The 11,762-nt window shown below is 75.1% G+C and carries 10 protein-coding genes; 7 read left to right on the top strand and 3 right to left on the bottom strand.

What is annotated here, in order from left to right:
* Positions 1-8: 8 nt before the first annotated feature.
* Positions 9-1,469, top strand: coding sequence for a protoporphyrinogen oxidase (gene hemG / locus ABZ783_RS00565; protein WP_357433300.1), 1,461 nt, complete (start codon positions 9-11; stop codon positions 1,467-1,469).
* Positions 1,466-2,167: a hydrogen peroxide-dependent heme synthase gene (gene hemQ, locus ABZ783_RS00560; protein WP_357433298.1), complete on the top strand. Its 702-nt coding sequence runs from the start codon at positions 1,466-1,468 to the stop codon at positions 2,165-2,167. The genes hemG and hemQ overlap by 4 nt, the downstream gene beginning before the upstream one ends.
* Positions 2,168-2,276: 109 nt before the next feature.
* Here the strand turns inward: hemQ and ABZ783_RS00555 are convergent, their stop codons facing one another.
* Together ABZ783_RS00555 and ABZ783_RS00550 are read right to left on the bottom strand one after the other, a co-directional pair.
* The gene (locus ABZ783_RS00555; RefSeq protein WP_357433296.1) at positions 2,277-2,726 is read right to left on the bottom strand and encodes a GNAT family N-acetyltransferase; all 450 of its coding nucleotides are present in this window, start codon (positions 2,724-2,726) and stop codon (positions 2,277-2,279) included.
* A gap of 152 nt (positions 2,727-2,878) precedes the next feature.
* Complete coding sequence (locus ABZ783_RS00550; RefSeq protein ID WP_073835399.1) at positions 2,879-3,139, bottom strand: Prokaryotic metallothionein; 261 nt, start codon at positions 3,137-3,139, stop codon at positions 2,879-2,881.
* A 157-nt stretch (positions 3,140-3,296) separates the two neighbouring features.
* Between ABZ783_RS00550 and ABZ783_RS00545 the strand changes: the two genes are divergently transcribed.
* Positions 3,297-3,572, top strand: a complete 276-nt coding sequence (locus ABZ783_RS00545; protein ID WP_357434280.1) for an isoamylase early set domain-containing protein — start codon at positions 3,297-3,299, stop codon at positions 3,570-3,572.
* Between the two features lie 34 nt (positions 3,573-3,606).
* On the opposite strand, the gene msrB is transcribed toward ABZ783_RS00545, so the two are convergent.
* Positions 3,607-4,017 carry a peptide-methionine (R)-S-oxide reductase MsrB gene (gene msrB / locus ABZ783_RS00540; protein ID WP_357433293.1) on the bottom strand — a complete coding sequence of 137 codons (411 nt, stop codon included), beginning with the start codon at positions 4,015-4,017 and terminating at the stop codon, positions 3,607-3,609.
* Positions 4,018-4,064: 47 nt separating this feature from the next.
* Here msrB and ligD point away from each other — a divergent pair, with 47 nt between their 5' ends.
* From ligD to ABZ783_RS00520, 4 genes are all read left to right on the top strand, one after another.
* Positions 4,065-5,093 carry a non-homologous end-joining DNA ligase gene (gene ligD, locus ABZ783_RS00535; RefSeq protein ID WP_357433291.1) on the top strand — a complete coding sequence of 343 codons (1,029 nt, stop codon included), beginning with the start codon at positions 4,065-4,067 and terminating at the stop codon, positions 5,091-5,093.
* A gap of 243 nt (positions 5,094-5,336) precedes the next feature.
* Positions 5,337-5,696: a hypothetical protein gene (locus tag ABZ783_RS00530; RefSeq protein WP_357433289.1), complete on the top strand. Its 360-nt coding sequence runs from the start codon at positions 5,337-5,339 to the stop codon at positions 5,694-5,696.
* Between the two features lie 157 nt (positions 5,697-5,853).
* A complete protein-coding gene (locus ABZ783_RS00525) occupies positions 5,854-9,033 on the top strand; it encodes an FtsX-like permease family protein (RefSeq protein ID WP_357433287.1) in 3,180 nt (1,059 codons plus the stop codon).
* Complete coding sequence (locus ABZ783_RS00520; RefSeq protein WP_357433285.1) at positions 9,030-11,762, top strand: ABC transporter permease; 2,733 nt, start codon at positions 9,030-9,032, stop codon at positions 11,760-11,762. Before ABZ783_RS00525 ends, ABZ783_RS00520 begins: the two co-directional genes overlap by 4 nt.

Here is an 11,762-nt window from a genome sequence, read left to right as displayed (position 1 = left end):
GAGGGACCATGGCGCGACCGTGGCGGGTGGCGATCGTCGGTGGCGGCGTCACCGGGCTGGCCGCCGCCGTCCGGTTGCGCGACCGTGCCCCCGCCGGTACCGAGGTCACCGTGTACGAGCAGTCCGGCCTCCTCGGGGGCAAGCTGCGCACCGGCGAGCTGGCCGGGCAGCCCGTCGAGTTCGGCGCCGAGTCGTTCCTGATGCGTGACCCGGCCGGCGGGGAATCGGCCGCGGTGACCCTGGTCCGCCGGCTCGGCCTGGCCGACTCGATCGTGCACCCGACCGTCGGGCAGGCGGCGCTGGTCGTCGACGGCGGGCTGCGCCCGGTTCCCGGCGGCACCCTGGTCGGCGTACCCGGTGATCTGGAGAAGGTGGCGGCGGTGGCGCGGCCGGCGGCGGACGCCGACCGGGACGCCGGCCGCCCGCTGCTCGGCCCGGACGCCGACATGGCGGTCGGCGCGCTGGTCCGGGAGCGGTTCGGCGACGAGGTGGTGGACCGGCTGGTCGACCCGATGCTCGGCGGCGTCTACGCGGGCCGGGCCGACGGCCTTTCCCTGGTCACCACCATGCCGGCGCTGGCCCGCGCGGCCCGGGTCGAGCACACCCTGGTCGGCGCGGTCCGGGCCGCGCAGGCGGCCGCGCCGCGCACCCCCGGCGCGTCGGTCTTCGGCACCCTGGCCGGCGGGCTGAGCACCCTGGTCGAGGCGGCGGCGCGGTGCAGCGGCGCGACGATCCGCCGGGACGCGGCGGTCCGCGAGCTGCACCGGACATCGACAGGGTGGCGGCTCACCGTCGGCGCGACCCGCGAGCCTGACGACGGCTCCACGTCGCGGCGCGGCGGCAGACGCTCCGAGCTGGAGTTGTCGGAAGTCGAGGCCGATGCCGTGCTGCTGGCCGTGCCGGCCCGCCCGGCCGCCCGGCTGCTCGCCGGCCCGGCGCCCGAGGCGGCCGCCACCGTCGGCGGGCTGGACTACGCCAGCGTCGCGCTGGTCACCCTGGCCCTGCCCGCGCCGGAGCTGCCGGAGCTCTCCGGCTTTCTGGCGCCGGCCACCGAGGGGCTGCTGATCAAGGCGGCCACGTTCTTCACCACGAAGTGGGGCCACCTGCGCCGGGCCGACGGGCTCGCCCTGCTGCGCGCCTCGGTCGGCCGGTACGGGGAGGAGACGTCGCTCCAGCTCACCGACGACGACCTGGTCGCCACCGTGCACCGGGAGCTGTCCAAGGTGCTGGGCGCCCCGCTGCCCGTCCCGGTCGCCCGGCACGTGCAGCGGTGGGGCGGGGCCCTGCCGCAGTACACCCCCGGCCACGGCGCGCGGGTGGCGGCGGTCCGGGCGCGGCTGCGCGCCGCCCACCCGACGCTGGCCCTGGCCGGGGCCGGCTACGACGGCGTCGGCATTCCGGTCTGCGTCCGCTCCGGCGAGGCGGCGGCCGAAGAGATCATCACAGCACTGGGAGGATCGGCAGCATGACCGAGCAGACCAACGCGGCCCGGCTGCGGGAGCTCAACGAGACCATCCGCTACACCATGTGGTCGGTGTACCGGGCCACCAGCCCGCTCCCGTCGCTGCGCGAGAACGTCGTCGACGAGGTCGAGTCCCTCTTCACCGAGCTGGCCGGCAAGGACGTGACCATCCGGGGCACGTACGACGTGGCCGGCCTGCGCGCTGACGCCGACCTGCTGATCTGGTGGCACTCCTCGTCCAGCGACGCGCTCCAGGACGCGTACCTGCGGTTCCGCCGGACCACGCTGGGCCGGGCGCTCACCCCGGTCTGGTCGCAGATGGCGCTGCACCGGCCGGCCGAGTTCAACAAGAGCCACATCCCGGCGTTCCTGGCCGGCGAGGAGGCCCGGGCCTACCTCTGCGTCTACCCGTTCGTCCGCTCGTACGAGTGGTACCTGCTGCCGGACGCCGAGCGGCGCGAGATGCTGGCCGAGCACGGCCGGATGGCCCGCGGCTACCCGGACGTGCGGGCCAACACGGTGGCCTCGTTCGCCCTCGGCGACTACGAGTGGATGCTCGCCTTCGAGGCCGACGAGCTGCACCGGATCGTCGACCTGATGCGGGACCTGCGAGGCTCCCGGGCCCGGCGGCACGTGCGGGAGGAGATCCCCTTCTACACCGGTCGTCGCCGGTCCATCGCCGACATCGTCACCTGCCTGGTCTGACGCTTGGTCGTCGGCGGACGCGGCAACTTCGGGGAAGGTGCCGCGTCCGCCGCGGCTGAGGCAGCACCTTCCCCGAAAGTGCCGCCTCGCGGTATCCGTCAATGTCCGCTCAGGCGGGTGGGCGGCCCTTCCGCCGCATGGGGGTGTGCGGGATGCCGTCCTCCACGTAGCCGGGGCCGCTGGCCGCGAAGCCGTGGCCGGCGTAGAAGTCGACCAGGTGGGTCTGCGCGTCCAGCACGCACGGACCCGCGCCGACCACGGCCAGCGCCTCGGTCATCAGCCGGCCGGCCAGGCCCGCGCCGCGGGCCGCCGGCGCCACCACCACCCGGCCGATCCGTGCCACGCCGTCCGGGTCGGCCAGGATCCGCAGGTACGCCACGACCACGCCGTCCCGGGTCAGCCAGAGGTGCCGGGTGCCGGGTTCGACGTCCCGGCCGTCCAGCTCCGGGTACGGGCAGTTCTGCTCGACCACGAACACGTCGATGCGCAGCCGGAGCAGGTCGTGGAAGGTGCGGGCGCCCAGCTCGGCGAAGCTGGCGACGTGCGACTCGACGGGCATCCCGCGATGGTAGGCGTGGCCAGGCGGCGCCAGCTCGCCGACCTGGCGGTGTCTGGGTGCGCCGGATGCCACCACGTCGCCGGCCCGGGGGCTGCGCGGGGCGGATGCCGCCACATCGCCGACCCCGGGGAACCGCGCGGGACGCCTTTCGGTCAGGACGGGCGGGCGCCCACCGCGTCGCGGACCTCGGCGCCCTGGGCGCCCTCTACCGCCCGTGCGCAGTGCGCGCAGCAGAAGAAGCGGCCGTTGACCTCGACACCGTGGCCGGCGATCTTGATCTGGCAGTGCTCGCAGATCGGCGCCATCCGGTGGATGGCGCACTCGAAGGAGTCGAAGGTGTGCACCGCCCCGCTGGCGGTACGGACCTCGAACGCCCCCCAGTAGTCGTTACCGCATACCTCGCAGGTTGCCATTACAAATCCCCCCGATATGGACACGTCACCCCAGCGTCGAGCAGCCGACACACGCGGGCAACCGGAACCGGGGAATCTGGTCCGGCTCGACGGCGAGTCGCCCCCGGCGTGTCGGACGTTAGGCCTGGTGATCGCCCCGACACCCCCGGAGGACCACGTGATCAAGCGCAACAAGCTGTTCGGCAACCAGACCCGGGTCACCTTCTGCCTGCCGCGCGACACCCCGTCCGGCACGGTGAGCGTGGTCGGCTGCTTCAACGACTGGGAGCCCGGCCGGCACGAGCTGATGCCCCGTCGGGACGGCACCCGGACGATCACCGTCCGGCTCGGCCCCGGCGAGCACCACTTCCGCTACCTCGCCACCGGCGGAGTCTGGCTGGACGACGAGTCCGCCGACGCGGTCGACGAACGGGGCTGCCGCCTGCTGCTCTGACTGTGAGCCTGCCTGGTCGGTCCGCCGGGGCAGCTCAGCCCTGCTCCGGCTCCAGCCGGATCGAGACCGAGTTCACGCAGTGCCGGGTGTCCTTCGGCGTGAACCCCTCGCCCTCGAAGACGTGCCCCAGGTGGCTGTCGCACCGGGCGCAGCGGATCTCCGTACGCCGCATGCCGAGGGTGTTGTCGGGGATCTCCTTCACCGCGCCGGGGATCGCGTCGTCGAAGCTCGGCCAGCCACAGTGCGAGTCGAACTTGTCCTCGCTGCGGAACAGTTCCGCCCCGCAGGCTCGGCAGTGGTAGACGCCGGCGGTCTTGGTGTCGACGTACTCGCCGGTCCACGGCCGCTCGGTGCCGTGCTCGCGGAGCACCCGGAACTCCTCGGGGCTCAGCCGGACCCGCCACTCTTCCTCAGTGGTGGGCAGTTCGCTCTCGGAAAGACTCACCGGTCAACGGTACGCCGGGCGTCGGTGGCATCGCATATGGTCGCGCAATGGGTGGCACCAAGGCCGCAGCCGAGGAGATCGAGGTCGCCGGGCACACCGTACGGCTGAGCAGCCCGGACCGAGTGATCTTCCCGCAGCGCGGCTTCACCAAGGCGGACGTCTTCCACTACTACCTGTCGGTCGGCGAGGGGATCATGCGCGCCCTGCGCGACCGGCCGACCACGTTGCAGCGCTTCCCCGAGGGCATCGAGGGGGAGATGTTCTTCCAGAAGCGGGTGCCGACCCGGGGCGTACCCCCGTGGGTCGGGACCGCGGAGATCAGCTTCCCCAGCGGCCGGAAGGCCGCGGAGCTCTGCCCGGCCGACCTGGCCCACGTGGCCTGGGCGGCGCAGATGGGCACGGTGGTCTTCCACGCGTGGCCGGTCCGCGCCGCCGACGTCGACCGCCCCGACGAGCTGCGGATCGACCTGGACCCGCAACCCGGCACCGACTTCGCCGACGCGGTCACCGCGGCCGGCGAGCTGCGGGCGCTGCTGGACGAGCTGGGCGTGGCCGGCTGGCCGAAGACGTCCGGCGGCCGGGGCGTGCACGTCTACCTGCGGATCCAGCCGCGTTGGACGTTCGTCGAGGTGCGCCGGGCCACCATCGCGCTGGCCCGGGAGCTGGAACGCCGCCGTCCGGAGCTGGTCACCACCGCCTGGTGGAAAGAGGAGCGCGGCAGCCGGGTCTTCGTGGACTTCAACCAGATGGCCCGGGACCGGACCATCGCCTGCGCGTACTCGCTGCGGGCCAACGCGCGGGCCACCGTCTCCACCCCGGTCGACTGGGACGAGCTGACCCAGGTGGACCCGGACGACTTCGACCTGCGCAGCGTGCCGGCCCGGCTGGCCGAGCGGGGCGACCCGCACGCCGGCATCGACGACGCCCCGTGGGACATCAGCCCGCTGCTGGAGTGGGCCGAGCGGGACGCCGCCGCCGGGCAGGGCGACCTGCCGTACCCGCCGGAATACCCGAAGATGCCGGGCGAGCCGAAACGGGTGCAGCCCTCCAAGGACCGTGACCGGCCTCGCGCCTGACCGCCGCCTCGCCCGCACCAAGATCGTGCTCGATCCAGGAAGTAGTGGCATCGGAGCGCGCCCGACGCCACTCGATCCAGGATCGAGCACCATCTTGCAGGGCGCGGCGGAAGCCGGGTAGGTCAACCGGCGTCCAGAGCACCGGCCGGCTCGTCGGTGGTTGCAGGATTCGTCGTGGTCGTCGCGGCGCCGGCAGCGGCCGGCGCCGTCGAGTCGGACGCCAGACCGAGGTTGGTTTGAGGCATGCTCGAAGCCGGTAGCCGCACGCGCACGCAACCACCCCCACCCGGCGTCGTCTTCGAGGCGCTCACCCAACCCGACCGCGACCCGGCGCGGCCCTGGCTGCGGTTGCTCGACGATGAACAATCGCCGCAGATCTTGCGCGCCGAGCATCCGCGCCTGGTCATCTGGTCGTCGCTGTGGATCAGGCGACCGGATGCCCAGGTACGTTTCGATCTGGAGTCCGACGGCGGAGGAGGCACGCAGCTGAGCTGGACTCTGCTGGTCGCCGAGCCCGTGCCCGACCCTGCGTTGCTCGGACACCTTCGCAAGCGGCTCAACGAACTGATCAACGCGAACCTGCGCTACACCTTCGGCCAGTAGGCAGGCCAGAAAGCTGCCAACGATCAGGGTTGGGCGGGGTCACTCTCCACCGGTGGCTGGGCGGCTGGTAACGATCATGTAACGGGCGCGAACCTTTCCCGCCCCCCGACCGGTCTTCCTTTTCATCGGCCCGACGGGGGCCAGGGGAGGGCGTCGGATGAAGTTGGTGTGGAGGCGGGCCGTCGAGGCGCGCGGGCTGCTGCTCGCCGCCGCCGTGGCGGCCCTGGTCGCGGTGGCACTGGTCACCGGGCTCTCCGACTACAACCGGCGGGCCGTCGACGCCGGAGCGCGGGCGGTGCTCGACGCCGCCCCGGCCGAGGAGCGCAGCCTGCTGGTCAGCGGCTCCGGCGGCCCGGACGCGGCCGCGTACGCCGAACGGGACCGGGCGGTCCGCGCCCAGTTCGTCGCCGGCCTGGGCGAGGCGCCGGTCACCGTCGCCGCCGCCCGCTACGGCACCGGGCGCGAGCTGACCGGGGACCTCGGCGCCGCCCGGGCCGGCGACGACGCGGTCTTCGCCAACCTCGGCACCCTCGACAACCTGGCCGCGCACGCCCAACTCACCGCCGGGTCGTGGCCGACGCCCGGGGCAAACCCGCTGCAGGTGACGCTGCCCGAGAAGGTCGCCGGCCAGCTCGGGCTGCGCACCGGCGATCGGGTGCCGCTCTACGACCGCAGCACCGAGCGGGCCGGCGCGGTCGTGGTCGCCGGGATCTGGCGGCCCCGTGACCCGACCGAGGCGTACTGGCGGCTGGCTCCCGGAGTGGGCGAGGGTGACCCGGGTGCGGTCACCTCGTACGGGCCGTTCGCGCTGGACCCGGCCGACTTCGCCCGTACCTTCCCCGGCTCGGTGTCCGCGTCCTGGCTCGTGCAGCCGGACCTCGCGGTGGTCGAGCCGAGCCGACTGGTCTCGGTCAAGACCGCCGTCGCCACCATCTCGGCGAAGATCCCCGACGCCACCGGCCTCGGCTCGTCCGCGCAGGCCGTCAGCAAGCTGGACCAGCTGATCGACCGGCTCGGCCGAGCCGACCTGGTGGGCCGGTCCGCCCTGCTCACCCCGCTGTTGCTGATCGTGGTGCTCGGCGGGTACGCGCTGGTGCTGGTCGCCGCGCTGCTCAACGAGGACCGGCGGGCGCAGACCGCACTGCTGCGCGCCCGGGGCGCCGCCCGCGGCCAGCTCGCCGGCCTCGCCGTCCGGGAGGCGACCCTGGTGGTGGCGCCGGCCATGCTGCTCGCCCCGCCGCTGACCGAACAGGCCGTGCACCGGCTCGGCGCCGACCTGCGGCTGGCCGACGGCGGCCTCGCCCAGGTCTGGCTGGTCGCGGTCGCCGCCGCGATCGGCTGCCTGCTCGCCATGGTGATGCCCGCGTTGCGGCGGGCCGGCACCTACGTCGCCGACATGGCGGCCCGGTCCCGCCCGACCCGCGGCGCGGCGGTGCAGCGCGCCAGCGCCGACCTGGCCCTCGTCGTGCTCGCCGTGCTCGCCTGGACCCAGCTCCGGCAGTACTCCTCGCCGCTGGCCGGGGCCGGCGGGCGGCTCGGCATCGACCCGCTGCTCGCCGCCGCGCCCACCATCGGGGTGCTGGCCGGCGCGGTCGTCGCGTTGCGGCTGCTCCCGCCGGCGACCCGGGTCGCCGAGCGGTTCGTCGACCGGCGGCCGTGGACGGCCACCATGTTCGGCATGTGGCAGGCCGGCCGCCGGCCGCACGCCGGGCCGGTGCTGCTGCTCGCCCTCGCCGTCGGCGGCAGCACGCTCGCCTGGTCGCTGGTGGCCTCCTGGGAACGGTCGCAGCGGGACCAGGCCCAGCACGCCGTCGGCACCGACCTGCGGCTGGTCGAACGGAGCGGGAGCGCCCCGGCCGACCGGGCGGGCCGGCTGGCCGCGGTGCCCGGGCTGGACCGGGTGCTGCCGGCCTGGCGCGACGACGTGCGGCTCGGTCGCGACAACCGGGAGGCGACCGTGGTGAGCCTGGACGCCGCCGGCGCGGCCGGCATGCTCCGGCTCGACGACGCCGCCGGTGGCGCGTCCAGTGACGCGTTGCTCGACCGGCTGGTCCGCAAGCGGGCCGCGGCCGCCGGGATCGCCCTCCCGGCCGGCGCGCGGGCGCTCGCCGGGACCGTTCGCACCCCCGTCGAGACGCGGTTCGAGCAGCCGCGGGTGTCCGTGTCCGCGCTGCTCGTCACCGACTCCGGTACGGCCTGGCGGCTGCCGCTGGCGGTCGGCCAGGGCGACGGCCGGCCGGTGTCCTTCTCCGTGCCCCTGCCCGAGACCGGCGGCGTCCCGGTGCGGCTGGCCGGGTTCGAGGCCGACGGTGGCGAGGCGGTCGGCGAGAGCTACCGACTGCGGATCGACGGCCTCCGGGTCACCGACGCGGCTGGCGGCATTCGGCCACTGGCCCTCGACGGCGGGTGGCGGATCAGCGGCGAGGAGGGGGCTCGGGCGGCCGCCCAGGTCGACGGGGGCTCGGTCGACGTCACCCGCCACTTCCTGGTGCCCGAGGGCCTCCGGGAGTTCATCAGCGGGCCGGCGGCCCGGATCGCCGTGGTGCCCGTCGGGGACGACCCGCCGGTGCCAGCGCTGGTCACGTCCGGCGCAGCCGCGGCGCTGAACGTCCGCACCGGCGACACCATCAACCTGTCGCTGTCCGGGGTCTCCCTGCCGGTGACGGTGGTCGGGCAGGTCAAGGCCGTCCCCGGCACCGCCGGCGACGGGGTGCTGCTGGACCTGCCCGCCGCCACCGACCTGCTGCTACGCCAGCAGGGCACGGTCCGGTCGACGGCCGAGTGGTGGCTGCGCACCGACGACAGCGGTCACGCCGCCGCGGCGGAGGCCCTCGCCGCGCTGCCCGGGACCACCCTGCTGGACCGGCGCCAGGTGGCGGCGGAGGCGGCCCGGGACCCGTACTGGCGGGGTGCCCGGGTCGGGCTGCTGGCCGCCGCGCTCGGGTCGGCGCTGCTCGCCCTGGTCGGTCTCGCCGTGGACGTGTGGGCCACCACCCGGCACCGGCTGACCGAGTTCGCCGTGCTGCATACGCTGGGCGCCAACGCCCGGCTGCTGGCCCGGGCCCTCCTCGCCGAGCAGGCCTTCCTGGCCGGCATCGGGGTCGGCGTCGGGCTGCTGGTCGGGGCCGGGGTCGCGGCCACCATGGTGCCGCTGGTGATCCTCACCCCGGCCGCCGGCCGGCCGGTGCCGGAGGCGGTCTTCACGGTGCCCTGGACCCCGATCGGACTGACCGCGGCCGGGCTGCTGCTCGCCGCGCTGGCGTTCGCCGCCGTCATCACCACCGGCATCCGCCAGCGGGTGGCCGCCGTGCAGCTGCGGATCGGGGGAGAACGATGAGCCTGTTCAGGGTGGCCCGGCGGGTCCGGGCGTACGGGGGACATTTCCTCCTCCTCGCGGTGCTGACCCTGGCCACCGCCCTGCTGATCACGGCGGTGCCGCGAATCGCCGATCGGCTCACCGGGCAGGGGCTGCGGGAGTACGTGGCGGCCCAGCCGGTGGCCCGCCGAGACCTGACCTACGCCATGAAGGACGTGCTGATCCGGTCCGGAAGCCAGGAGGTCCTCGCCGGCCGCGCGGCCGAGCTGGACAGCTTCGAGGAGCGGATGCCGCCCGTCGTGCGGCAGGCGATCGGTGAGCGGTGGTTCACGGCGGAGACCTCCTTCGCCCGGCTGAAGGGACCGGAGCTGACCGCTGACAAGGGGCTGATCGACCTCAGCCTGCGGACGGTGAGTGGCATCGAGGACGCGGCGACCCTGGTCGAGGGCCGGTGGCCCGACGCGGACGTGGCTGCCGACGGCTCCGTCGAGCTGGCCCTCGCCGACACGGTCGCCGGCCGGCTCGGGCTGCGTGCCGGTAGCCGGCTCACGCTGTCCGTCCTGGACGTCGCCGGCAACCCGATGACGAGGAAGGAGATCAGCCTGGTCGGCGTCTTCCGGCAGCTCGACCCGCGCGACGGGATCTGGGACGCGCTTCCGTCGTTGCTGCGGCTCGGCGAACCCGAGGGGGACGGCGAACCGTTCCTGCTGGTCGGGGTGACCTCCGACCAGGGCCTGGCCGCGTTGACCGGGGCCGGCTGGCCGGTCAGCTTCGGCTGGCGCTACCGGATCTCGCCGGACCGGATCACCCCGGCCCAGCTCGACGCGCTGATCGAAGGGCTGAGCAGCCTCGACCGGACCCCCAAACCGTCCGGGCTCGGCTTCACCCAGGGCGTCGACATCCCGTTGCGGCAGTTCGCCGACTCGCTCGCCGCCGCCCGTACGCTGCTCGCGATCATCGCGGCCGGGCTGCTCGCCACCCTGGCCGGCCTGACCCTGCTCGCCGCCCGCCTGGCGGCGCGCCGACGCCGGTCCGAGTACGTGCTGCTGCGCGCCCGCGGCGGCTCGACCGGCGCGGTGCTCCGCCGCGGGCTCGCCGAGTCGGTGCTCGTGCTGCCGGCCGCGGCCGGCTTCGGTTGGCTGCTCGGCGGCCTACTGCCCGGCGAGGGCACCGAGCTGCGCTGGGTGCTGCTCGTCGCGGTGCTGGTCACCCTGGTCCCGCCGGCCGCCGCGCTCACCGCCGCACGCGGTGGCGCCGGCCGGGCCGACCTGGTCAGCACCCGGTCCACCACAGTCCGGCTCACCGTCGAGGTGACCGTGCTCGGCATCGCCGTGCTCGGGGCGTTCCTGCTGCGCCGCCGGGGCCTGGCCCTCGACGGGTCGGTGGACCCGCTGCTGGTCTCCGTGCCGGTGCTGCTGGCGGTGGCCGCGGCACTGGTCGCGCTGCGGGCGTACCCGTGGCCGCTGCGGCTGCTCAGCCGGCTCGCCGCCCGAGCCCGGGGCAGCGTGGCGTTCCTCGGCACCGCCCGCGCCGGCCGGGCCGCCACCACCGGCCCGCTCGTCGTGGTCGTCCTCGCCGTCGCCACCGCCGCGTTCTGCGGGGTGGTGGCGGCCGGGATCGAGGCCGGCCGGGACCGGGCCGCCGTCCGGGCCGTCCCCGGGGACGTCCTGGTCAACGGGGAACGGTTCGCCCCGGACACCACCGAGGCGCTGGCCGCGCTGCCCGGCGCCCAAGCGGTGGCCCCGCTGCTGGTCGAGCCCAACGTGCGTCCGTACGCCGACCAGGCCGGCCGGTTCGGCGGGGTCGGCGACACCCGGGTGCTGCTGGTCGACGGCGCCCGTTTCGCCGAGGTGGCCCGCCGCGCGGGCGTGCCCGTGACCGTCCCCGACGCGCTGCGCGCCACCGGCGACGGCACCACGCCGCTGCCGGCGCTGGTCTCCCCGGCGCTGGCCGACGAGTTCACCGAGGCCGGGCTCGCCGACCCGCAGGGCCGCCGACCAGCCTGGCTGGACGTGCAGGGCAACCGGCTGCCGGTGCGCACCGCCGCCACCGTCACCGAATTCCCGCTGATCGACCGGAACGTGGAGCGGTTCGTGGTGCTGCCCTGGCCGACGCTGCCCGCGAACGCCCCGCATCCGCTCGTACCCACAGGTTTCGTGCTGGCCGGGGAGCGGGTGGACCACGCCGCGGTGGCCCGGGCGGTCAACGAGGGGCAGCAGCGCTACCAGCGCACCGGGGCGGTCACCGCCGGGGAGCGGCCCCGCCAGCCGGAGCTGCGGGTCCGGTCGGCGGTCCGCGCCGAACTGGGCGGCAGCGGGGTGAACGGCCTGCTGGTCTTCGGCTTCACCATGGGTGCGGCCGGCGGCGGCGCGCTGGGCCTGCTCGCGCTCGCGTTCGCGGTCCTCGCCGGAGCGCGGGGGCGGGGGCAGGTGCTGTCCCGGCTGCGCACCATGGGCCTGTCCCGCCGGCAGTGGCGCGGGCTGCTGCTGGTCGAGCTGACCCCGCTGGTGCTGGTGTCGGTGCTCACCGGCGCGGTCGTCGGGGCGCTGCTGCCGATGCTGCTCACCCCGGTGCTGGGCCTGCCCGCGTTCACCGGCGGCGTCGCCGTGCGGGCGAGTTTCGAACCCGGCCTGGTGGCCGGTGTGCTGGGCCTCGCCGCGCTGGCCCTCGGCTTCGCGATCGCCGTCGAGGCCCTGAACAACCGCCGGATGCGCCTCGGCGAGGTGCTCCGGCTCGGAGAGGAGAGCTGA

This window comes from Micromonospora sp. NPDC047738, assembly GCF_040642675.1.
Taxonomy (GTDB): Bacteria; Actinomycetota; Actinomycetes; order Mycobacteriales; family Micromonosporaceae; genus Micromonospora.
The sequence above is the reverse complement of the archived record's forward strand: the minus strand, read 5'-3'. Positions and strand labels throughout refer to the sequence as shown.

Coding starts and splice junctions, on each gene's coding strand:
- ABZ783_RS00520 (WP_357433285.1), top strand. CDS start 9,030: ATGAGCCTGTTCAGGGTGGCCCGGCGGGTCCGGGCGTACGGGGGACAT.
- ABZ783_RS00550 (WP_073835399.1), bottom strand. CDS start 3,139: ATGGCAACCTGCGAGGTATGCGGTAACGACTACTGGGGGGCGTTCGAG.
- hemG (WP_357433300.1), top strand. CDS start 9: ATGGCGCGACCGTGGCGGGTGGCGATCGTCGGTGGCGGCGTCACCGGG.
- ABZ783_RS00525 (WP_357433287.1), top strand. CDS start 5,854: ATGAAGTTGGTGTGGAGGCGGGCCGTCGAGGCGCGCGGGCTGCTGCTC.
- hemQ (WP_357433298.1), top strand. CDS start 1,466: ATGACCGAGCAGACCAACGCGGCCCGGCTGCGGGAGCTCAACGAGACC.
- ABZ783_RS00530 (WP_357433289.1), top strand. CDS start 5,337: ATGCTCGAAGCCGGTAGCCGCACGCGCACGCAACCACCCCCACCCGGC.
- ABZ783_RS00555 (WP_357433296.1), bottom strand. CDS start 2,726: ATGCCCGTCGAGTCGCACGTCGCCAGCTTCGCCGAGCTGGGCGCCCGC.
- ligD (WP_357433291.1), top strand. CDS start 4,065: ATGGGTGGCACCAAGGCCGCAGCCGAGGAGATCGAGGTCGCCGGGCAC.